This is a genomic window from Lysinibacillus sp. EB271-A1-10B (genome assembly GCF_058791335.1).
On the sequence record NZ_JBYTDL010000007.1, the window covers coordinates 88,897 to 112,881 of the forward strand.

Here is a 23,985-nt window from a genome sequence, read left to right on the forward strand (position 1 = left end):
AACGGAGTGAATCTTCAAGTGTACCCACTTTTCCCTCTTGAAAACGGAGTGAATCTTCAAGTGTACTCACTTTTCCCACTTAAAAAACGGAGTGAATCTTCAAGTGTACCCACTTTTCCCTCTTGAAAACGGAGTGAATCTTCAAGTGTACTCACTTTTCCCACTTAAAAAACGGAGTGAATCTTCAAGTGTACCCACTTTTCCCTCTTGAAAACGGAGTGAATCTTCAAGTGTACTCACTTTTCCCACTTAAAAAACGGAGTGAATCTTCAAGTGTACCCACTTTTCCCTCTTGAAAACGGAGTGAATCTTCAAGTGTACTCACTTTTCCCACTTAAAAACAGAGTGAATCTTCAAGTGTACTCACTTTTCCCACTTGAAAACAGCGTGAATTTTCAAGTGTACTTACTTTTCCCACTTGAAATGGAATGATTATACTGCGAAGGGCATTTCATTTATTGAGTTAACAACAAAAAACGGAGAAAAAGCATAAAAAAACTACACTTTTGCTCTATTTGTTATGTAACATAATGCAAAGTTATGCCACGTTTTACATTGTATACTTACTCGCACAAATTCAAATATGTAACCTGCTTCTTAAGCCGCACCTATTTTTTTAAACTTTTCCCTATTTTTCAAATGTCATAGAGATTATATTTTTTCAAACCTTTAATTTTCAATCTTTCATCTAAAAAAAGCGCAAGATTCACCGCGCTTTTACAAAAACTATTCAAAATTAGAGAGAATAGACAACCATATACTACATTATTCTTCTTGCTCTAGCTCTTGTATTTTTTGTTCATACCAAACCTTTAATGGAATATCAGTGTCATCTGACAGCCATTCAATGACTGGAAAGAGCACTTGATTATCAAAATACTTATGATGCTCTTGCCCTTCCATCTCTTTCATAAAATCTTCAATTTGATTGAATAACTTCTCTGTAGCATCCTTCAGTTCTTTTCCAGATAAAGCTTCTCCTTTTGAACTAAAACGTTTGCTGTAATACTTCTCTATATCAACTTCTACCCATTCTTCTCTCAATGCTCTACTCCTTTTCATTCAAAGTTATTATTAATATAACACTTAATCCAATTTATTTTTGTTAAAATAACAGGTATAGAAAGTACTTTATCTGAGCAAAAACAAATTATGGAGGAATGACAATAATGCAGCATATGATATACGGAAATACTGTTATTTCTTATTCAGTAAAGTACAGCAGTAAACGTAAAACAATGAGCATTCAGGTATCAGAAAAGGGAATAACTATTATTGCCCCTTCAAATACAGCGCCATCGCGCATAGAGGAAATACTCCAGAAAAAAGCGACTTGGATTATAAAACAATTAGCGGACTTTGAAGAAATCTATGATTATGAAGAGAAACTTCAATTTCAGGCTGGGGAGAAGTTGCCTTATCTAGGGCGTCATTATCGTTTAAAGATTAATAAAGATAACGTCCCAACAGCAGCACTCATTTTTAAACAAGGTAAGTTTATCGTAACGATACCTACTACTATTACTGTAGAACATCATAGAGAAATACTATATCCCCTTTATAAAGAATGGGTAATGAAGAAGGCAGAGAACATTGCTATGGAACGTGTGAAGCAGTTTGAAAGACAGTCAACCCTTAAAGCAAAATCCATTAAGATTAAAGATCAACAACAACGCTGGGGAAGCTGTACTGCTAGCGGCAACATAATTTTAAATTGGAAAATATTTTTAGCTCCTATGCCAATTGTGGATTATGTCATTGCTCACGAATTAGCTCACTTGAAACATCTAGATCATTCGCCAGCCTATTGGGAAACATTGCAGATGATTTACCCAGAATATGAGAACTCGAAGGAATGGTTGCGTTTGAATGGACGTAAATTAGAGGTCTAGAAAGAGTTTTTAATAAAGCTATGTTCAATAAAAAGAAGGGTCATCTATTTGTAAATGTCCCTTCTTTTTATATTAATTTCCGTATTGCTTCTCAGCCAACGCCATAAAATACCCTGTCAACATACCCGCTTCTTGCACAGACATTCCCTGCTCTACAAGCTGCATTAGAACCTTTGAATTTAATTGGCGTTTAAAGTCAGTTTTCTTCGTCCAGTCAGTAATTATTGCAACGTTTTGTCCGATAAATTGATGAATTCCCTTAGCGATATCTTTGAGTTCATATTCCGATCGTGATTCGCATATTTCAACAAGCTTGTTATAGTAAGGCTCCTCGTATACGGATAAACCACTTTCTGTTTTACCAGCAACTTTTTCAACGATCTTGCCACGCAACATCTCATATTCATCTAACAGCTCGAAAATCGTGATTTGCTCAGCTTTTAACCGCTCAATTAGTTCCTCTACTTTTTCTTTTAAAGACTTATAAAATACAGGGTCTTCATCCATACGTACCGAGATTTCACGTTTAATAGCGTGCTCCATTTCAGCAGCCTTCGATTCAGGCAATGTATGCTTCTCTAGTTCATTTTTAAAGTTTCCATCTAAAATAGCAATTGGATCTCTTACTTCGATACCACTTGTATGAATGTAGTCGTGAACGATCTGACGAACCTTCTCACCACAATCTGAAATGTCCATACCGTCAACAACGGCATAGCGAGAACGCGCCAATTGACGGATGACACTTACCCACTTTAAATCACCGATAAACCGTTCTGCTTTCGGGTCTGGCAAGACACGGTCCATACTTTGAGCAAACTTCTTATAAGCAATATCAAACTGAGCACGTATGTCTTCTTCTTTCAAACGAAGTACTGCACGCTCTTGTTCATCCCGCTTCAAGCCATCAAAGAAACGCATTACGCTGCGATGACGTTGTTCCAAGCGGGGCAATTCTGCGTCAATTGAAACAAGCGCCCCTTTCACATCGCTCTCACTAAATACCTCTAACGCTTCGTCTAAGAAGCGGGAAACACCGAAATAATCAACAATCAATCCATATGTTTTATGCTCGTCATATCGACGATTCGTACGTGCAATCGCTTGTAATAAGTTATGCTCCTTCAATGGCTTGTCCAAATACATCACTTGCTCTATAGGAGCATCAAAGCCCGTTAATAACTTGTCACAAACAATGAGCATCGCAAGTTTATCTTCACTAAATGGCTTCTTAAAACGCTTAATAAGAGCCTTTTCTTCCTCTTTCGATGTCTTATACTTCTTAAGCAGTTCATCGGTATCATTCTGGCCCTCAGAGAATATGACCGCTATTTCAAATGCCCCATTTGAAAACTTATCAATCAAATCTTTATACATCGCTGCTGCGCGTCTAGAAATTGCTACTACTTGTGCTTTGTATCCATTGATTAAAATCTTTTCTTCGAAATGCTTCACGATATCGAGCGCTATGTCACGCATACGATCAGGAGCAGTTAGAATAAGCTCTTTATTTACATACTTATCTTTAATTCTCTCTTTTGCATCGTCATCGTATTCGTGGAAGCTACGTGTAAATAGTTCATCTAGTGTCTCGCCCTGCATATGAAGATTTGGTAGGCGTGATTCATAGAAGATGGGTACTGTTGCCCCATCTTTTACTGCGCGGTCAATCGTGTATTCATCAATATACGAACCGAACTTCCCTGTTGTCGATTTATCTTTTTTATTTATAGGAGTTCCTGTAAAACCTATAAAAGTTGCATTCGGCAATGCTTTACGCATATTCAGTGCTAATCCTTTATATTGAGAACGATGCGATTCATCTGTCATTACAATAATATTTTCCGCTTCTGAAATAATCGGAAACTTTTCATCTTCACGTGCTTGGAATTTATGAATAAGCGTCATAACTGTTGTACCTTGCCCTTTAGAAAGCTGGAACTTTAAATCCTTAACCGATTCTGCTTGGTTTGGATTTGGGAAACCACACGCTTGGAACGTTTCTGTAATTTGATTATCTAAATCTTCACGATCTGTCACGATGACAATCATCGGATTTTCAAGCTTTGGCATTCTGCGTAGTTTTTTTGCTAAGTATACCATCGTAAGAGACTTTCCCGATCCTTGTGTATGCCATACAACACCGCCGCGCATTGCCGGTTTCTTATTGGATATAATACGATCAATCGCTTTTTCCACAGCGCGGTATTGCTGATATCGTGCAAACTTCTTCACTTTGCCGTCATAAACGATATAGTTATTTAACAAGTTTAGTAATACTTCCTTGCGGAGAATACCGGCAATCAGAATGTCTTGTGGACGATCTGAACCAACTGCATCAAGATGCATTGGATATGGATCTGTCCATAGACCATAGTGCTGCGCTTTTGCAAATAAGGTCCCAACACGTGCACGATCTCGACTAGTTGCAACCATTAACTGATTATAAAAAAACAGCTTTTCATTAGTTTCTATATAACGCTCAAACTGCTTTACGCACTCTGGCAGTTGTTTCTCGGGCTGTAACTTCGGACTTTTACACTCCACAATGACAAGCGGCAGGCCATTTACAAAAATTAAAATGTCAGGACGAATTGAACCATTCGCATTCGTAATTGTCATTTGATTCACAACCAAGTACTCATTGTCTTCACTTGTTGGTTCATCAAAATTAAATAAACGAATAGTTTGCCCCTTCTTACCTAATCCTAGGTCTTGGTCCACCGTAATACCCTCACCGAACAACCAATCAAATACTTGCTTATTGGCTTCCCACAGATCAGCTGTTGTAATAGCGCTAAACTGATGAATAACCCTCTCCAAATTTGTGTCTGATATCCAAGGATTTAATCGTTTCAAAGCCGAACGGAAGCGGTTTTCTAATAAAACCTGGTTTTGACCTCTTTCTGTGTCTAATTGGGCCCCTGTGAAATGTGTATAACCGTATTCTTTTAAACTTTCAATAAAAGGGAGTTCTACTTTTGTATATTCATACTGTGACACTATTTTCATCTCTTTTCCCGGCATACTTCAATAAATAAGTATCAATAATAAACTCACTCATTGCACCTGCTAAATTTACTACTAATCGAGCGTGTCTAGGAGCAGGTTTATAATGTATAATTTTTTTACCGTGAGCATCACCATAATCATTTCTGATCCCCGCTAATCCCCCAACAATTGAGGTACATCCACTAAGAACCTTAACGAAATCATCTTCCGAATGCTGATCTGGCGATAAATTCAGCTCTTTTCGTGCACTTTTATATAATATATTTAAATCTCCATTGTCCTTATAAGCTACATTTAAAGAATCTAAGACATATTTCAAACAACTCTCTAATAATGTCCTAGCATTAGTAATTGCACCTTCCGGATCAATTTCTACTTTTGATTTTGCTTTTTCCCAAGTTATCTGAATATAATTAAACTCATTACCTATCGTTAGAAGAGACTCTACCTTTACTGAAACATTATTAAATTGTAGCTGCTCGATTTTGTCTACCATTTCTTTAAACTCACTACGCACGAATGCTCTTCTTTCAGCATATGTACTTATTTTAGCCTTAACAAAAGCCCAAAGTGATTCAGATGTACGGCAAGTTTTTATAAAAGTCGGTACTAAATCGTTTGTTAAAGGATTCTCAAAAAGTTTCTTTCTTTCAAGTGTATAATCAAAATCGGAATCCATTGGGTCATTTGTAATACTACCTATTATATTCATAATAAATCGTTCAATATCTATCAATAAATCTTCATAAACATTAGACATACATTCACCTCAGTAAACACTTATTACCATTATCATACAGAACATTTAAAATCTTTGGAAGTAAACCATTGAATAAAAAAAGGACCGCACGGGGCGATCCTTTAACTCAAATAAAATCTTATAATGTTTTCACCGTCATACCCTTTGAATCGTATTCCATTATTTCAACATCTTCCGGAATTAAATGCTTATATGTTCGTACATAATATTCACCTAGTGTTTCGTTTCTTTTAACACTGAAGTCCCTTAAGATAAAGAATATTTTCCTATAACCGTTAGGTGCCAAATAGAAATAATACATCGCTTCATTCCACACTGTCAGCTTTGCACTAGGTACATTATCACCTGAAGTCCAGCGATGTGATTTACACTCTACAATTACTTTATTATCAACGTTGGGAGAAGTACCTAAATCGAATCTATGATTCTTTTTAACTTCATTTATGCCAATTGGTAAACTAGCATCCTTAATAAGATGGATATTATTTTTCTTAAAATAGTTTAATGCTATGTCTTCAAACTCTCTTCCAATATGGGCGTTACTGACTGAACCTATTCTTTGAAAATTATTCATAGCTAAGCTTACTCTCCTGAAATTAATCTACCTTTACTCGAATCTTACCTGTTAAAAGTTGCTGCATTAAACCTTTCTTCAATTCTTCATACTTTGCTTTTTCCTGCTCATAATTATCGATTTCAGCATCGACTGTCGAAAGAATTTCTGCGATTTTTTTTTGTTCTTCTATTGAAGGTAGAGCAATTTTAAATTTCCTTATATCTTGTATACCTAGTGTTAGCCTCGTTGATCCATTCTTATGAAAATCAATTTGCTTTTCAACATAGCTTGATTTTAAAATATAATATAAGATGGATTTAAATTCACTTTTTATCAGCACTAACTTATCTGAGATAGCATAAGGCCTACTTTTTATAAAGGATGTTAATTTTTTTGGATTTCCTAAACTAGCTATTTTACCAAAAACTATATCACCATCTTCAATGGTAAATCTCTCTTGTTGTTTTTCCAAAGCGGCTCGCTCTACACTTCTAGCATTTTTAAAATCTAATGCTCCACCATCTGAGATATTACCTATGCCTAAATATGGAACACCATCTTCTAGGTCTATTTTCGGTGCCCGATGATCTGGTTGAGGGTCGATTACACTAGAAATTTCACCTAACTCAACAATCCCCCATTCTATAGGAATCTCACCAAGCTCACTTCCCTTAAGCTCACTATGACCAATCCCCTTCGTCAGCAATTGCTGCATTAAGCCCTTTTTCAGTTTCTTAGTCTTTTCAATCAACTGCTCTGTTTGCTCGATTTGTGTATCAACTGTTGAAAGTATTTCTGCAATTTTTTTCTGTTCTTTAATTGGAGGAAGCAAGAAAGTAACTTTCCCTAAATTAGGTTTAGATATTCCTAAAACTGTACTTCCTGTTGCTAATACTTTAATTTGTTTCTTAACCATCTCTGTCTTAAAACAATAAGCTTTATATATTAAATCTAATTTAGAATCTTTTTCCCTAATAAAAATTGTATGGAGTCCCGCTATAAACTTATCCTTTTCTCTCAATTTAACAACGACATTTTTCCCGATATCTGCGTAGTCTTCTGATGCATCAGCAAATACTACATCACCAGACTCTAAAGTTGCATTTTCTTTTATTTTTATTTCCTTAGAATTTATTAGTGGAACCCATTCACTATCTTTATTCAAATCAAAAATTGATTGGCTTTTCTTATGGATATCTCCATAATGAAGATAAAATACATCCCCTTCTCCGGTTTGGCTTCTAGATAAAGACATTCCACCTGAAATAATAAAAACTTCCTCTATCCTTTTTACTTCCCAATCAACCGGAATTTCATTAAGAACGGTCATTTTATATCCTTCACGTACTTCATTCAATACAATCACCCAACCCTAGCTCTTTTAAAAAAGCGTTCAATTTTTCTGAGTTGACAGTGCGACTTTGTTGAATTGTTTGGATATCAGATAGCACAGACTTAATATCAACCTGTTCTTCTTCCTCTGATTTATCAACATAGCGAGTGATATTTAAATTGTAGTCATTATCTTTAATTTCTTCTAATGACACCACACGTGCGTATTTTTCAACGTCTTCATATGCTTCAAATGTTGCTGTAATTTTCTCGATGTCTTGATCACGTAATGTGTTTTGGTTTTTACCTTCTTGGAAATCGGCTTCCGCAGCGATAATATTTACTTTGCCTTTACGTACTTCTGGTTTATTGCGGTTGAAGATTAAAATACTTGCTGGAATACCTGTACCATAGAATAAGTTGGACGGTAAGCCAATGACCGCTTCTAGCAAATCTTGTTCTAGTAACGCTTTACGGATTTTACCTTCTGCACCACCTCGGAAAAGAACTCCGTGTGGCATTACAACACCAGCTACACCGTTGCTATTAAGTGATGCAATCATATGTTGTACGAATCCATAATCACCGTACGACTTTGGTGGGATTCCGTATTGATAGCGTCCGAATGTATCTGCTTTTGCTTCTTCAACGCCCCACTCTTTTAACGAAAACGGTGGATTAGCGATTACGCGGTCAAATAGCATTAATTCCCCTTCATCTACTAATTTTGGATTACGCAGTGTATCGCCCTTTTCAATGCGGTGATCCGGTAAGTTATGAAGTAGCAAGTTCATCTTTGCAATCGCCCAAGTATCTAAATTTTTCTCTTGTCCGTAAAGTGATAAAGACTGTGGATTACCACCTTTCTCCTTTACATAATCCACCGATTGAATCAGCATACCTCCCGAACCACACGTCGGATCATATACTCGCATACCTTCTGTAGGCTTAATTAAATTAACGATTAATTCTACAACCTTTGATGGTGTGTAGAATTCTCCACCTTTTTGTCCTGCATCATCGGCGAACATTTTAATTAAATACTCATACGCGCGACCAAGCATATCAGGCTCTGATAAGCTTTCATTGCGTAAATCTAATTGTGAGAAATGTTGTAGAAGCTTTTGTAATGTTTCATCAGTAAGTACTTCTTTGTTATTAAAGTCAATTGGTGTTAATACATTAGTTAATGTCGCATTTTCATTTTCTAATGCTTCAAAGGCGATGTTGATTGCTGCACCAATATTTGTCGCAACTTTACGTACATTTTCCCAGCGCGCAGCTTCAGGTACAAAGAATTGATAATTAGTTGGAATCTCAGCAAGCTGTTGGCCGATTTCTTCACCGTACTGAGTTAGGATGCTTTCACGCTGCTCCTCAAAAACGTCACTCGTACGCTTTAGAAAAAGCAATCCGAATATGTAGTTTTTATATGAATTAGAGTTCACTGATCCACGCAGAATATCCGCTGATTTCCACAAATGTGACTCAAGTTGTTGTAATGTTAATTGTGACATTTATATTCTCCTAAAATTATATTGTTTTCTTTTATTATCTTTGTTTATGACTTAGAATTCAAAGGTTTAATTTTCAACCTTATTCTCAATTGTAGCAATTACTTTTTCTAGTGTAGCTACTCGATCATTTAAGCGCTCAACTACTACCTCTAAATTATCTTGACGATATTCAACGGTTACTAGTTCAGCAGCCTTTATTAACGTGAAGCCCTTGTCACTAATCAGCTCTTGAAATTCTTTTAACTTTTCTATATTTTCTTCACTGTATAGTCGCTGACCTTGTGAATTTCTTAATATCGGATAATTAAAGTCCTCCAGTAATTTCGCATATTTTCTAAGTGTTGTTTCGTTTAGATTAAGCTCTTGAGCTACTAAGCTAGTTACTTTTAATTTTTCTTTCATTGTTAACCTCCCCCCTAACTGCATAGCACTATACTCAGCACTCTAGAAAATACAATTAGAAATCTTAGTTTTCCCATAGCACTTATCAAAGAAAAACGAGCAGTCGGGTTTACCCATATACTCGTTTCGCATTCACAACTCTCCAGTTAAGTGAATTGTTACTTGTTTTTGCATCCCGCTTATTCAACTTCAGCTTGAAGATTAACCTCAACCTTTCCGGGTCATACCCGCGTCTTTCTCCAAACTTGTGAAAACATTACGTTGTACATACAACTCAATTATACAGACTTGCGCATTATACGATTCCTCATCCTTCAGAATGGCTTTCCTATTTTTACAGCGCTTGCTTATTTTAACTAGCCACCTGTAATCACTTAGTCTCCTATAGCTTTGTAGAAGAAGCGGTTGTTAAATCGTTTGGTTATATATATCCCATCTTTCATAATCTAGAACGAAATGATTAAGTATAAAAGGCACTTTCGGTATCAGTCATTTAATATGTATCCCAACCTAAATATAGATTTAAAGCGGACCTTATAACCTTTAAATTCTCTCTATCCATTCCATAAATTGTTTTAGCAAATGCATAGCCACCTGTATTGCCATTATAAAGTTGAAATCCGAATTCGATAAGAGCAATTTCAGTAGTTGCATAATCTCTCATATATTCTTCCCACCTAGAGAAATTAATGTTTCCTACTGGATCAATACATTCACAAAATACACTTCCTTTCCCTGTCGCTGAAACTAAATAAGCATATACACCATACTCGACGTTTTCCTCCAAATATCTAAATCCCATTCGATTAATGATTTTCTTTGCATCCTTTGAATGTTCCTCTGACTTGAAATACACGCCACTTTTCATAACCTCACTCATTCTATATGCTCCCTTGTTCTAATCTCTACAGAACCTAATTTTACTGTTCTATAATTTTACGCAGTCATTATCTTCTTTAGAAAGATAGATTTTCAAGAGGTTAGCAATCTTTTTTTAAATTTATTTATATGCCCCTAACTTTAATAGGATTTTTGCTGTGCAATACATATGGTAATGCGAAAAGTGCGGATTTTATAATGCAATAAATACCAAAAAGCAACTAAATTTAGCTGCTTATGCTGCTAAATAATGATTATAAACATACAATGTCTTCAAGCCTCGCCCACGCTTCGTTTCATATTGCAATTCTCCACTCTCCTTAAGTTTCTTTAATAAGCCTTCTAAAGTTCGAGTTTTAATTCCTGTTAGTTGTACTAATTCCGAAACATTACTATTAATAGACCCTCTTTCTTGGAAAAACAACCGTAGCTTATGTTCATTCCCTAGTCTATGCTTGCCGGTAGGTTGGTAAGTGGAGACACGGACAATATTACAGCGAAGACCTGTAACGATTTCAACATAATCTGAGTGAAAAGACTTATATCGCAAGGAATATGCGTGGCGAATACATTTTGTTAGTTCATTCTTTGTAAATTTATGATCAAAGCCATTTTGAACATTGTAATACCATTTAGAGTGCATATAATCCATACACTCTTGTTCAGATTTATGCAAGGTTTTAAAAACTAATGCTAGGGTAAATGCGGCATTATTTCTATAGCCCGTTACCTCACCGTTATAAAGAGCACTAATTGCTGGATGATCTAAAAGATTGCTCATACTAATCGAACTGCTCTCTCCCTCCATTTCACGACGTTTATCCCGTTCATTTAATAAATATCGAAAATCTTCAATTGAATGAATTCGATTATTATAAAAACGTATTTCTCGGTTAGTTTTCTTTGAATTTACAGGCAAAGAAAATAAGTGGTTAGCGGTAAAACAGGAAGTATCTACAATTCCCTCTAATTTCAATAACATTTCTTTCAAAATTTGCTCATACAAATGAACACTTAAAGGTTTACCAGACATACTTTCAATTAAAATAGCACCCGCGTAATTACCATCTGTTTTCGTATCCCAAATAATTGATAGCTCTACTCCTAATTTATCTTTCACAAAGTAAAAAACCTCTTCTTTGGTCATTACTATTTTTTTTGCTAATAAATCGAAATCAAATACGATTGCAGACATTAATGAAAGGTTTTCTTTTATATATGAACGGTTATCGTAAAAGAGTGCGGGTGTAAAACAGTCATTTTTTTTAACCTCCTTCAATAAATTGTCGATAGTTGATACATATTTCTTATTTGTTTGATCAATCACGCCTTGCTTATCTCTTGGAAATAGAAAAGCATAGAGCGATTTCTTTTTTTGTTTTTCAGATTTGTGATAATCAAAGTAATCTCTATATAGTAATTTCATAGCTTTTACTTGAGTAATACTTTTCCCTAATCTTTTGCGGTGAGGCTCTAAACTTTTAGAATTTTTATAATGCGCAATAAGATTTCTGTGATATAGTGTCTCCTTTACTTCCAACTTCTCAACACTAATCGCTTGATATGTATTGAGCTTAATTTCTATCGGAGATAAAAATACCCTTTCGGTTTCAGAGCTCATATCTCGAATATAAGCAGTCACTTCCAACCCTAATTCATTTTCGATTTGTTCTATATTTTTCATTGCTTTCCTCCAAAAAAATAATCGAAGTACTTATATTCTTTTTGAGAGAAATTTTTCAAGGGCTATGAGGAGACTAATGAATAAATGAGAGATTTTTTAACAAAAAAAAAGAAAATCACTTTAGTTAAACTAAGTGATTTTCTTAAAAGATTTTGTAATTCTATCAAATCCCGAACACGTCTCTTGCTTAATATAACGATACAAAATGGCTTTTCTTACCCCTGTTAACTGAATTCTTTTATATTACATTCCTACGTATTCTTATCAACAATGAGGTTAATCTAATTTTTAAAGATACTTATCTATTGTTGTATTATTCACTTCAAGATAATGTTCATTGATTGTTTGAAGTGATTTATGTCCGCTTTGCTTTGCAATAGTAGCAAGATCCGCACCAGCTTCGTGCATTGCACTTATCTGTGTTTTTCTTAACGTGTATGGTGCGAATCCTAACCATTTTTTTATAGATTCTCGATAGGCTACATCCGAAATTTTCACACTCGTATATTGCTGATAACGGTTCACCCTGCCGACTAAATAATCTTCACTCATTAAATTAAATGCAGCTATGTATTCTTTAATTACTAGCGCACATTGTAATGTTAACCTTTTTATTTTCCACACTTTTTGTTTTTGTATATAAACACTAACTTCCCGCTTCTCTAAATTTATATGCTTCAGTTGAACAGTAATCATTTCACTTGGCCGACTGGCAGTAACTAAATTAAATAAACAAATAGCTTTTGCACGCACATCTAATTTTTCAATCAGATGCATTATTTCTTCTTTAGGTTGTGCGGATTGCCCTCTCATTAGCTTTTGATCACGATATTCTTCATTGTCATACATTTGACGAATCAGTTGGATTCTCTTTAGTTGATCATTTGTCAATGTATGATTTAGCTCATTTAATAAGTAATATGTAATACCAGCGGCCCGCCGATTAAATGTGCTAAGCTTCAACAGATCTTTTGTCACTGTTCTATACAAATATTTCTCTAACGATTCAAATGAAGGCTCCCTATTCTCTTTCATACAATATTTCAAAAATCGATTATAATCACCTTTATACATTTCCTTTGTTTTCTTCTCTTGCTGCAAAATCGCAAAATCGACTTCACGATTCTCCATAATATTTTTTAATTCTAAAACTTTAGATACCGCTTCCATAAAAACACTCCTAAATTATAATTTTCTAGCTTATGAAAAGGAAGTTTTTCATAAGTTGAACTATCTTTTTATTAATTTTAAAATTTGATAATCCTTCAAAAAAACTCAATAACCTTTTTATAGGCTATCGAGTTTCAAAATTATTTTAGAGAGACTAAATCATATTCGAGGTTTTGGGGTAGCGTCAGAATCGGCCAGAAAAATGGGCAATCGTTAAAACCATTTTCAACTGAACCATTTTGATGAAGTAGCGTTAGAACTGGATAATTGATTCCTATTTTCTTAGCTATAGCATAATCACCATTGACCCCACTATCAGGAGCGCTATCAAATTTACCATCCCTACGAATAGCTTTTCGGTCACGATTGTATCTCACATAAAGATGAACTTTATCTTTCCCCTGTTTCTTCATCATTAACAAAACAAATAGGCACTGCTCAAATGTATTTATTTCCCGTCCATCTAAAGCTACAAGTGTTGAGTAACTTTTCTCAATCAGTTCAATAGCTTCTGCGGTATTAACTGTAATAAACGGATATTTTCCTTCTAATAACTCCGTAGTATAACAATGTTCTAAACTAGTAATATATTGATTTAGTTCTTCCATAACTCCCTTCACAACCTCCTCATCACTTGAAGTTGTAAAATGTGTCGGTAAAAGTCTTGAATATGGTTTCATTTTTATTTGAGTCCCTTCAATCTTTTGTTTAGCCCCGAATCTAATTCCTTTCGGCGGAGCGGGCAAAACATTTACAATTCTTTTTGCATACTCTGATTTTTGAGCCAATTGCTGCGCTGCTTCCATAATTTCAAGATTGTCACGGATTTTTTCTTCTAATTCACAAATTTGAATCCAATTTTCTACAGTAGATTCTAAAGCATATACCCTCGTAACATTTAAATCTTCTTTAGACCTTGCTCCGAATATTCGGAGTTGCTGTAACGCGCTGTCCATTGAAGGTACTTTTGTTGGTCGTCCGAATACAAAGGAAATAAGTTTATTGAATGTCACCCCACGATCTATTGCATACGCTCCTATGAAAATAGAAAATGGCACAGGATTTTTTATATTCCCCTCAGAATCAGTTGGGATTTGGCCGTGATAATCACTGTTCATAATATTTATTTTAGTTTGTTTAGCTAACCCTTCTATAAATGGTTCTAGTAAAGTTTCAAGGAGCGGTATGTCAACACTCTCACTACTTGTTGCTTGTAAATTCCCATAGCATTCTTCTATTAACAACATAATACTTGCATCTTGTTGTTTCATTTTGAGAAGAATGATTTCAATTAGTTTCATTAACAGTCTTTTTTGCCTGTTATGTCCGTCTTTCTGAGTATCAATATGCACTAGCATCGAATAATGAATAGGATTCTTACTATTAGATTGTTTGTTTCTAATTAGTCCGCCTAAAATAAAATTAATTAACGCTTTAGTCAACATTGGAAACTGGTGAATATAATTTCTATATTGATCTGTTTTTTGATCCAGCACCTTATCAAATTCCTCTTGCTGCACATAGTTTTCTCGAATAGACTTAGCTGTTTTTTCTTGAGAGATGAAAAGAAATTCTCCACCAAAATAGTTTTTATGTGCAGGTAAAAGAATGGTCGAACTCGGTCTAATCATCCAATTACGTGAAAGATAAAGCACATAGGGGGTTGCTGTTACAGATAAGTAATTAGCCCGCGGCAATAAATTTCGTAACTTTAAAATTTCACCACAAATTCTCCTATAACTATCTTCGGAATTCTTTCCCATTTTATATCCCACGCTAGCAAAGTCACTTTCGTCATCTATAATTAACGACTTTTGTGTACGAATTTTAGGATGATCGATAATCATCTTTTGAAGCTTCTCAAAATCCTTTTCGTGTTTTTTCAATATAAAAATACTAGTCCGCTCAATTTCATAGTCTGTAAGATTCTTAAAATCATCCTTGATATTTAACACATCGATGGAATTTTCATCATCTTCAAAAAAATTCAAAACACGCTTTTCTGTCTGCCACGCTAAACTTAGTGAGCTCTTTGTAATAATAAAGATTTTTTTATATCCTTCATCTATCATTTTTGCAACTAAAGCTAAGTAAGCTCCTGTCTTCCCACTTTGTACATATCCTTGTAGCAAAACTGATCTCTTGCCTGAATTGATTACCTTCAAAAATATTTCATTAATAATTGGATCTAATTCTTTTAAATATGGATACTTTTCCAAAGCCCCTCTATATAACTCCAAATTTACCTCCAAATACTTCTTTATTTCGAAAATTCTATATATTGTATCAGAACATATGTTTCGTCTTTGCAAGTTTATTTTTATTACTCACTCTTTCAAGTAGGCTGATTTCAAAAAGATTATTGCTATTCAACTAACGGACCAGTTTAGTGATTTGATGATAAAATATACTACTTATCTTTATTTAGAGAGGTATATGGGGAAATGAATATTAAGAAATTTGAGGAAGCTGATATTGAAGACATTATTTCTTTGTTCTACGAAACAGTTCATTCAGTTAATTAAAAGATTATTCACAAACAGAATTAGATGCTTGGGCACCAAAGGAAGAAAAAAAATCAAAGATAGATGCTTGGAAGATTTTATTAGGTCAGAACATATCTTTTGTCGCAAAATTAATGATAAAGTAGTAGGCTTTAGTGATATGACGCATAGCGGGCACCTAAATAGACTGTATATTCATAAAGATTATCAAGGTCAAGGTCAAGGTATAGCTACGGCTTTAGTTGATAAGCTAGAAGACGAAGCGGAAAAATTAAACCTATTTAAAATCGATACAGATGCAAGTATTACAGCTAAGCAATTTTTTGAACATAGAGATTACAATACTATTTGTTCAAAAACTGTTAAACGAGAGAGTGTTAAATTAACTAATTTCAAAATGATAAAAAAATAGAATCTTAATTTTGTGTGCTTCTTTAACTGGGCATTGATCAAAAATCATTGAGTTACATAAGCAGCTCTTTTTTCTTTCTTGAACTAACGATACAGTTAGTTCAAGATACGGATTGTTACGTAGGTTTAGTTATGTAGATGGAATATGTAGATGACACAAGAAAAGGAGGTAAGTTTTAAGTGAAAGAATTTAGAGACTTGATTTCAACAAGAAAACCTGGAGATACAGATTTTGATATAAAATCAGGCTTCTTCATACTACTGTAACTTATTGTTCCTAATTCTTACCGTTTCTTTGTATTAGCAAAAATAAAACGCTCGCAACCTGTTGTCATTTTGCCGTAGTGAACAGTATGGACTTTCACTTTTGTTCCCCAAACCTAGGCTTCTTCATATTACTGTAACTTATTGTTCCCAATTCTTACCATTTCTTTGTATTAGCAAAAATAAAACGTTCGCAACCTGTTGTCATTTTGCCGTAGCAAAGCCTAACTTGTTGTCATTTTGCCGTAGTAGTGAAGCACAACTTGTTGTCATTTTGCCGTAGTAGTGAAGCACAACTTGTTGTCATTTTGCCGTAGTAAAGCACAACTTGTTGTCATTTTACCGTAGTAGTAAAGCACAACTTGTTGTCATTTTGCCGTAGTAGTAAAGCACAACTTGTTGTCATTTTGCCGTAGTAGTAAAGCACAACTTGTTGTCATTTTGCCGTAGTAAAAAGCTTGGACGTTCAAGCACAAGAAAACGTTTCAAAAATCGAGCTGTGCGACGGGGAGTACAGTTTTAACAGTTATAAAATAGTTGTGCAAAAAAGAGAACCCCCTCAGAGCCTCGAAAATGGCTTCTGACAGGTTCTTTGTTGATATAGAGCATAAAACTTGGTATAATTAGGTATTCTTATATTGAACTATTCTCCCGTATGTGGGTTCGATTCCTGCTCGTAGCAGTAGGTCTAATGGTTGCATATGTATTTGGATTTTTTGGTCTTGTGATACAAGATTGGAATGGGGAGATGTCTATGGAAACTAATTTATTGACGAAGCTAAAAGAATTACCGACAATGCTTTCTCTTGCCTCTGTAGTTTTTTCGAATGCACTAATTAGCTTAGCTGCCGGACTGGTACTCTTCGAGAGACAGTTGAATATAAGAATAGGAAATTAACCCTTCGAGATGCTAAAAAAGCTTCTCAGAGGGTTTTTTAGCATCTGTAACATAAGAACCCATCGAAGCCTCGCAAACGGCTTCTGATCAGGTTCTTTGTAGTTTGGATACCGTTTAATTACCTTTCAGTGCTTCTACATAACTACTGTATGTATTCCCGAAATTTTCCGCATTCCCTTTATATTCTTTTAGTTAGCGTAATACATTTTCTCTATTTTGCTCAAAGACGCGAGTTTTCGATAAAACTTAAACAAAAATGTATCCAAATCCAGAAGCCGTAGCAGCTCCCCCTATAGAAGTCTATTTAGAGGGGGGATTCAATTCATATATTCAGCGACCAATCGTAGATCACTATCCCGACAGCTAGGGTATTTGAGCAATGCTATTTTCGAAAAAACTATTGCTATTCAACTAACGGTGCAGGATAGTGGAAGAGTATCAGTGATAATAAAATTTCGAATATAAATCAATAGGTTATATATGTAAATATCAAGAAAGGAAGATTGAAAATTAAAAATAAAACAATAAAAATTATGGCAGAGACTATTGCAGGAGATAATGAAAAATCCATTTATCGTTCGGGCCCTAAGCTTGTTGATTTTTTTAATGACCTTGGATTTGATGATACATATGGACCTGGATTTCCCACAAGATGGGTGTTTGCTGAAGCAAAAATAAAAGAAATTATTAATCAAGACAGGCTTCTAGAGTTTATTAATTACAGTTTAAGTGCTGAGCATTACCTTGAAGTTCAATCGCAATTTGACGTTGATGAAATTATCGAGTATTGGAATTCGTATCTTGAACTAGACGACATCAAGATTATTCGTAACGGCAATAAGTTTTCTTTAGATGGTCTAATATCATCGAAGGTTATTGTAAAAGAAAAACAATTAGAAATCCTATCTACTGAGTTTTTGAAAGAACAAATAGATAAATGTGAAAAGAAGTTATTTGAAAAAGATTTTGATGGTGCCATTACAAATGCACGAGCTTTAGTTGAAGAAGTGTTACTAGAAATTGAAGAACGTTTAACTGGTCAACGTGAAAAAAATGGTGGAGAGATGTCTGCTCTATACAATCGAATTAAGAAATTAATTAATTTTGATCCAGGACAAGATGGTTTGAATGAATCCCTAAAACAAATTCTCCAAGGATTAAATAGCATTGTTTTAGGAATTGGTAAACTCAGAACCAAAGCAAGTGATTCACACGCAAGAGAATATAAACCTACTGAACACCACGCTCGATTGGCTGTAAATTCTGCAATGACATTTACCTCTTTTATTATTGAATCATATTCTTATCAACAAAACAAAAAAATTAAAGGCTGATTAAGATTATTTGGCCATAAAAAAAAGCGAGCATAACCATTAGGAAATGCTCGCTGCTCTTTTATTGATGTATGATAAATTACATAATTTGAAAAAAAAAAGCCCAAAGGCTTATATCTTCGAGAATAGCTGAACGTCGTACCCGACCACCCACAGGGTCTCTGAAAGAGCGTATCGGTACCAGCGGATTAGTTAACTAATCCTCCCTCCACCATCTCTTCTGTTTAGAATATAACATAGGATTGTAGCAGAATCAAACAAATTCTTCTTCTTTTGCGCTATTGATTATATCGTTAATTGCAGTTCTATAAATATATCTTAGTCTTTTTATGTTTGTCTTTTTCCGATTTATCAGGGTGACCGTCTTCTATGTTTTTGAAGTAATCCTTCTCTATTTGCCAGAGCTCCATAGTAAGTTCACAACCTGTTGTCATTTTCCCGCAGGAAGAACTGTACCTGAATCTTCAAATTCCGCAAATTATCACCAGAAATCATAACTACTCGAGAAATTTTATATCACTAAGGGGTTTACTGATAGAGGATTATTGGAAGATCAGAAAACAAAGGCTATAAAGTAAGACGTAACTTTCATTACGGTCCTAATTGCCTTTTTCTCTGCAGCAGCCATCTCATAATATACGAAGAAGATTTTTATCCAATTATCCTCTCTTTTAAACTCATATCTTCTAATTAAAATAACTTTTTTGTGTTTCAAATAAAAAACACTCCTTGAATCTTGGTTTTTTAGTAAAAGAGGAAATATAATCTCTTCAAATAATTAAAACAGCACGAATAGGAGTATCAAAATGATAAAAATAAAATGTACTTTCAAAAAAAATGGGGAAATCAATTATTGGTTTCGTTATTATGCAGGACTTATAGATTTAAAACATACAACTTTTAGAGGTTTTAAGACAGAAGACGAAGCAATGGAGGCTATAATTTTTTTAAATAAACATAAAAGAAATGGCACACTAACAAAGGATGTTTTGAAATCAGTATCCAATAGGGGAATTAACAGTCAGTCATTTGAACATTTCGCTAATCTTTGGTTACAAGAATATAGAAATACAGTTGAATCAAGTACATTTCGAAAAACTAAGGGTCTCGTTAAAAATCATTTACTCCCTTATTTCGGGAACAAGGCCATTAAATCGATTGATGTGGATACCTGTCAAATATTCTTCAATCAGTTGCTTTCTGAATTTCCTAGTCTCGATGAGACAAAATCATATGCTAAAAATATCTTTGAATTTGCCGTTGGTAGAAATGCGCTTAGTAAAAATCCAATGAAATTCGTACTCAAGCCAAAATACAAAAAGGAAATAGTCCAAGGAGAGGAGGACTGTTTTAAGGGTAATTTTTATACAATAAACGAACTTCATAAGTTTTTAAAATGCGCAAGAGATATAAAAGTAGCAAACTCTGAAATGAAGTTTACATTTTTTTATCTGCTTAGCTTTACGGGAATGCGGAAAGGTGAGGCCTATGCATTACAATGGAGCGATATAAATTTTGAAGAAAATAAAATTTATATTACTAAAGCACTTTCTTATTCCTCAGAGGAGAAATTATATGTTAAAAAACCCAAAAATAGAAAGTCTCGTTATATTATTATCGATGATGAGACCGCCGAAATTTTAAAGGAATGGCACCAGGAACAAAAGGCTATTCTAGTCAAACGCGGACAAAAGCAGTTTAACCGAACTCAATTAGTATTTATGAATAAATTTAATAAACATATTAATCCGTCTAGATCTAATGATTGGATTAAGAAAATCCAATCTACATTTGGGTTAAAACTAATTACGACTCACGGTCTTCGTCATTCTCATTGTTCTCATTGCTTTGAATCAGGGATGAAGATTCGTGATGTTATGAATAGACTTGGACATATCAATGTTCATACTACTATGAATGTCTACGATTGGGTTACAACTGAATCTAAGGAAGAAGCAGTTAAAAAATTCGCTGAATACAAAAACAAACATCTCGCTGCATAGCTCTAAACAGCCTTCGAAAATAACCCGAAGGCTGTTTTTTCTTTTCTTATTGAAATACTAATTGAGTATCTAATATAATTACTCACATCTCCCATATGCCCCAACAGCATTAACGGAGGAAAATATGACTGAGATTAAAAGTTATAAATTAAAAAATGGCACTATACGCTATCAGTTTCAAATCTACCTTGGTACTGATTCATTAACGGGAAATGAAAAAAGAACAACAAAGCGCGGTTTTAAAACTGCAAAGGAAGCTGAAATTGAGCTAAAACGTTTGCAATATCAAATTGCTAACGGGGAGATTGACTTTGCTCCAAAGAAGATAGAGGACAAATTTTTTGAAGAAATCTATGAAGATTGGTTAATGCAATACCAAAATACTGTCCAATTAAGTACCTTAGGAAAAACTAAAAGTATTTTTAAAAATCACATCTTACCTACATTTAGATCTTTGAAGATCCGCTTTATAACAGTAGATTTTTGTCAAAAATTCGCTAATACTCTACCTAAAAAACTTAAAAAATTTAAGGACGTATTAAATTACACTTCATTAGTTCTGGAATATGCAAAAAAACGTGATTACATTGAAAAAAATCCAATGGAATATATTGATCGACCAAAACCATTGAAGAAAATAAATGAAAATGTAGAGGAAGAATTTTTAGAAGGCAATTATTACTCAGCAGAAGAGTTGACTAATTTCTTAGAAGCGCTAAAAAAAGAGCCTATTATGAAATTTACATTCTTTAATACGTTAGCACATACAGGAATGCGAAAAGGTGAGGCATTTGCTTTGAAATGGAAAGATATCGATTTTGAAAACAGCTGTATTCGTATAAATAAAGCTCTTTCTTATTGCCCTACAAACGGTTTGTATATAAAAGAAACCAAGAATGGGAAACCCAGGGCGGTTCTTATTGATAAAGATACCCTTTCTTTTTTAGAACAGTGGAAAAAGGAGCAACGAATTTTATTAAAAGAACAAAATTTAAAAGCTCTTAATGATACAAATCAGTTAGTTTTCAGCAATACGCTTAATGCATACGTATACCCTTCCAAAACAAATCAATGGATTAAAAGTATACAGCGCCGACATAATCTTAGACAAATTACGACTCACGGTTTACGTCACACTCACTGTACACTACTTTTAGAAGCGGGTGTTACACCTAGAGAAGTAATGGAACGGCTTGGACATATGGATTTAGAAATAACTTTAAAAATCTATGCGCACGTTACAGCAGAAGCAAAATCACGAGCTGCAGAAAAGTATATACAATATCTACAGAAATAAGCTAAGGATTTGACTACGTTTTTGACTACGGTTTTGACTACGGTTTTGACTACGGATTAATCGACCTAAATGCACCTGATAAACTTTGGGCAAAATAAAAAACCCTTGATATCAAGGGTTTTGAGCATCATATGTATTCATATGATAACTATGTATGGAGACGGCGGGAGTCACTACACACCGTTAAACCTTATTTACATAGTTACGATAAACCGTTATATATCAAGGTTTTATTCATTTTCTTGTGAATAAAATTACGATGAAAAGTAATATTGTAAAACATATTTTGTACTTTTTTTGTACTTTTATTTGTACTGAAAACCAAATGTTATTAACAAGAAAATAAGTAAAACCATTGTTGAAATAAAATACTTTAAATACCATTCCCTAAGACCTTCTTCTTCCTCATATCCTTGTGGCATAAAGAAAAAATTATCAACGATTTTATAGATGCGTTTTATCATAATATATCCCCCTCATACATCCAATGCAATTGCTCTTGTTGTTCCATGTATTCAAAATGAGCCATCTTCTATTCCCCCATTAAAATAAAGTTAATTGTTCATATTTATATTTCAAACCAAATTTAATATTTATCTCACTAGCATTTCTTTCTATTAATTTTATAGCAGAAATATATGCTTCCTTTTCTCCTACACCATACGCACAATTGATTACTTCATTTTTCCAATACACGAATGCAGCGACATCCTTATATCGACTATATAAGTTACAATGAGCTTTAATTTCAATTAAGATACGTTGATATTCGTTGTTACTAAAATCACTAGTAAAAACTAAAGGTGTATGGCTGCAATATTTTTGTTCTGAAATCACTTCAAATAATTTTGCTAACTCTTCATTGAAACTAAAATCTATACATTGATTCTTCAGAAAAGGATTATTAACATTTTCAAACATTTTATATTCCCCTCTCTACCATTCCAGCCAATTTTCTAAGTTTGGTTTGCTATTTATTTGTGTACGATCATCACGTTCTTCTAACCAGTTATAGAAAGGCACAGTACGTTCTATATTTGGTGTTTCTTCTATATGTGATGGTTTATCTGATTTATTACTTAATCGCTCTACAGCCTTGTTATATGCCCCTACGAATACGGCTCTTAATGTACTTGCAATTGTTAATGTACCGTTCGCAATATCACGGATAATGTTAACTAAAACGTCTTTAGCGTTCACAAAATCACGTATATCGTTCAATTTTGTAGCCAGTATGCACTTATGCAGTTGATCTTTTAAATCGTCACGTATAGGCAACGAGTGCATGAAATCGAATAGCATTACCTGGTACTCGTTCATGTATTCCTTATGAGCTTCTTTTTCAGCGTGAGCGTTATTATATATATCTTTTAAATTGCTTGTTTTTAAAAGACTAAAAGAATTAGATGGTTGGTTTTCTGAAAAAGTCTCCGAAACCGCGTCATCACTAATGTCTTGCGCTGTCTCTCGTTGGGACACGCTCGATAGGACATAAGGTAAAACACAATAAATACTTGCCCCTTTAATGCCGTTCAATTTAGTAGATGCTACCTTTTCAATGATGCCTAACTCAACCAATTTCTTAACGCTACGATAAACAGTCTTTGTACTGATTTCCAATGCCTCAGCAATTGTGGCAGCTTTTAAGTGACATACTCCTGGATACTCTAATGAATGAGAAGCAAGTTTGAAAACGATGGCTCGTTCTGATTCAGTCAAATCGTAGTAGTGTGTCGATATGTGGTTTTCAACAGCCGAATCCATATCGGCTATTGAATCGAATGTTGTATATTGTGCTAAATATTCAAATGCCATCATTTTCACCTCGCTTTCATTTCACTTTCCTAATTACCTAAACTTTTCTTCTACAACTGCTAATCCATCTTCAATTCGTTTCAATAGTTTAATAGCAAATGCTTTAACATCATCTGAAACTACATCATACTCGCTCTCTGCATAGGCTTCTAAATGCCCTATTGCTTCACTTAATACCAGTGATTTCTCCCAATACTTTTCTGCTCGTTTTGTTTCAAACTGAAGTTGTTCGAGTAAAAAATCACTCATATTTGT

Annotated in this window: 20 protein-coding genes and 1 pseudogene; 6 read left to right on the forward strand and 15 right to left on the reverse strand. The window is 34.2% G+C overall.

All coding sequences use genetic code 11. The annotated features are described in order from the left end of the window. Positions 1–765 precede the first annotated feature (765 nt). A complete protein-coding gene (locus AC3WSK_RS11875; protein WP_079561415.1) occupies positions 766–1,044 on the reverse strand; it encodes a hypothetical protein in 279 nt (92 codons plus the stop codon). A 125-nt stretch (positions 1,045–1,169) separates the two neighbouring features. On the opposite strand from AC3WSK_RS11875, the gene AC3WSK_RS11880 reads away from it, so the two are divergent. Continuing rightward, on the forward strand, positions 1,170–1,892 hold the full coding sequence (locus tag AC3WSK_RS11880) for a M48 family metallopeptidase (protein WP_170938959.1): 723 nt from the start codon (positions 1,170–1,172) through the stop codon (positions 1,890–1,892). Positions 1,893–1,964: 72 nt separating this feature from the next. Here the strand turns inward: AC3WSK_RS11880 and AC3WSK_RS11885 are convergent, their stop codons facing one another. The 10 genes from AC3WSK_RS11885 to AC3WSK_RS11930 form a co-directional block, all read right to left on the reverse strand. After that, complete coding sequence (locus AC3WSK_RS11885; protein ID WP_492412432.1) at positions 1,965–4,904, reverse strand: type I restriction endonuclease subunit R; 2,940 nt, start codon at positions 4,902–4,904, stop codon at positions 1,965–1,967. Continuing rightward, positions 4,882–5,664, reverse strand: coding sequence for an abortive infection family protein (locus AC3WSK_RS11890; RefSeq protein WP_492412434.1), 783 nt, complete (start codon positions 5,662–5,664; stop codon positions 4,882–4,884). Before AC3WSK_RS11890 ends, AC3WSK_RS11885 begins: the two co-directional genes overlap by 23 nt. 118 nt (positions 5,665–5,782) lie before the next feature. Then, positions 5,783–6,238: a hypothetical protein gene (locus tag AC3WSK_RS11895; protein ID WP_079561411.1), complete on the reverse strand. Its 456-nt coding sequence runs from the start codon at positions 6,236–6,238 to the stop codon at positions 5,783–5,785. Between the two features lie 22 nt (positions 6,239–6,260). Continuing rightward, positions 6,261–7,577 carry a restriction endonuclease subunit S gene (locus tag AC3WSK_RS11900; protein WP_139376967.1) on the reverse strand — a complete coding sequence of 439 codons (1,317 nt, stop codon included), beginning with the start codon at positions 7,575–7,577 and terminating at the stop codon, positions 6,261–6,263. Further along, entirely contained in the window at positions 7,570–9,069 is a 1,500-nt protein-coding gene (locus tag AC3WSK_RS11905) for a type I restriction-modification system subunit M (protein ID WP_079561409.1), read from the reverse strand. The genes AC3WSK_RS11900 and AC3WSK_RS11905 overlap by 8 nt, the downstream gene beginning before the upstream one ends. Before the next feature lie 66 nt (positions 9,070–9,135). After that, a complete protein-coding gene (locus AC3WSK_RS11910) occupies positions 9,136–9,471 on the reverse strand; it encodes a MerR family transcriptional regulator (protein ID WP_170938958.1) in 336 nt (111 codons plus the stop codon). A 493-nt stretch (positions 9,472–9,964) separates the two neighbouring features. After that, positions 9,965–10,351, reverse strand: coding sequence for a hypothetical protein (locus AC3WSK_RS11915; protein ID WP_079561407.1), 387 nt, complete (start codon positions 10,349–10,351; stop codon positions 9,965–9,967). 234 nt (positions 10,352–10,585) lie between these two features. Beyond that, on the reverse strand, positions 10,586–12,034 hold the full coding sequence (locus AC3WSK_RS11920) for a hypothetical protein (protein WP_079561406.1): 1,449 nt from the start codon (positions 12,032–12,034) through the stop codon (positions 10,586–10,588). Between the two features lie 288 nt (positions 12,035–12,322). Then, complete coding sequence (locus tag AC3WSK_RS11925; protein ID WP_079561405.1) at positions 12,323–13,204, reverse strand: tyrosine-type recombinase/integrase; 882 nt, start codon at positions 13,202–13,204, stop codon at positions 12,323–12,325. A 140-nt stretch (positions 13,205–13,344) separates the two neighbouring features. Then, positions 13,345–15,444 carry a Z1 domain-containing protein gene (locus AC3WSK_RS11930; RefSeq protein ID WP_492412438.1) on the reverse strand — a complete coding sequence of 700 codons (2,100 nt, stop codon included), beginning with the start codon at positions 15,442–15,444 and terminating at the stop codon, positions 13,345–13,347. A gap of 204 nt (positions 15,445–15,648) precedes the next feature. On the opposite strand from AC3WSK_RS11930, the pseudogene AC3WSK_RS11935 reads away from it, so the two are divergent. The 5 genes and pseudogenes from AC3WSK_RS11935 (at position 15,649) to AC3WSK_RS11955 (ending at position 21,915) form a co-directional block, all read left to right on the forward strand. Continuing rightward, positions 15,649–16,120, forward strand: a pseudogene (locus tag AC3WSK_RS11935) (GNAT family N-acetyltransferase). 954 nt (positions 16,121–17,074) lie between these two features. Beyond that, complete coding sequence (locus tag AC3WSK_RS11940; RefSeq protein ID WP_079561402.1) at positions 17,075–17,281, forward strand: hypothetical protein; 207 nt, start codon at positions 17,075–17,077, stop codon at positions 17,279–17,281. Positions 17,282–17,784: 503 nt separating this feature from the next. Beyond that, positions 17,785–18,615 carry an abortive infection family protein gene (locus AC3WSK_RS11945; protein ID WP_079561401.1) on the forward strand — a complete coding sequence of 277 codons (831 nt, stop codon included), beginning with the start codon at positions 17,785–17,787 and terminating at the stop codon, positions 18,613–18,615. Positions 18,616–19,421: 806 nt separating this feature from the next. Beyond that, positions 19,422–20,618, forward strand: coding sequence for a tyrosine-type recombinase/integrase (locus tag AC3WSK_RS11950; RefSeq protein WP_079561400.1), 1,197 nt, complete (start codon positions 19,422–19,424; stop codon positions 20,616–20,618). 124 nt (positions 20,619–20,742) lie between these two features. Continuing rightward, positions 20,743–21,915: a site-specific integrase gene (locus AC3WSK_RS11955; protein WP_079561399.1), complete on the forward strand. Its 1,173-nt coding sequence runs from the start codon at positions 20,743–20,745 to the stop codon at positions 21,913–21,915. A gap of 305 nt (positions 21,916–22,220) precedes the next feature. Here the strand turns inward: AC3WSK_RS11955 and AC3WSK_RS11960 are convergent, their stop codons facing one another. The 4 genes from AC3WSK_RS11960 to AC3WSK_RS11975 form a co-directional block, all read right to left on the reverse strand. Then, the gene (locus AC3WSK_RS11960; protein WP_492412442.1) at positions 22,221–22,379 is read right to left on the reverse strand and encodes a hypothetical protein; all 159 of its coding nucleotides are present in this window, start codon (positions 22,377–22,379) and stop codon (positions 22,221–22,223) included. Between the two features lie 79 nt (positions 22,380–22,458). Then, a complete protein-coding gene (locus AC3WSK_RS11965) occupies positions 22,459–22,836 on the reverse strand; it encodes a hypothetical protein (protein WP_492412444.1) in 378 nt (125 codons plus the stop codon). Positions 22,837–22,851: 15 nt separating this feature from the next. Next, positions 22,852–23,733, reverse strand: a complete 882-nt coding sequence (locus AC3WSK_RS11970; RefSeq protein ID WP_492412446.1) for a helix-turn-helix domain-containing protein — start codon at positions 23,731–23,733, stop codon at positions 22,852–22,854. A gap of 30 nt (positions 23,734–23,763) precedes the next feature. Then, entirely contained in the window at positions 23,764–23,979 is a 216-nt protein-coding gene (locus AC3WSK_RS11975; protein WP_492412448.1) for a hypothetical protein, read from the reverse strand. Positions 23,980–23,985 lie beyond the last annotated feature (6 nt).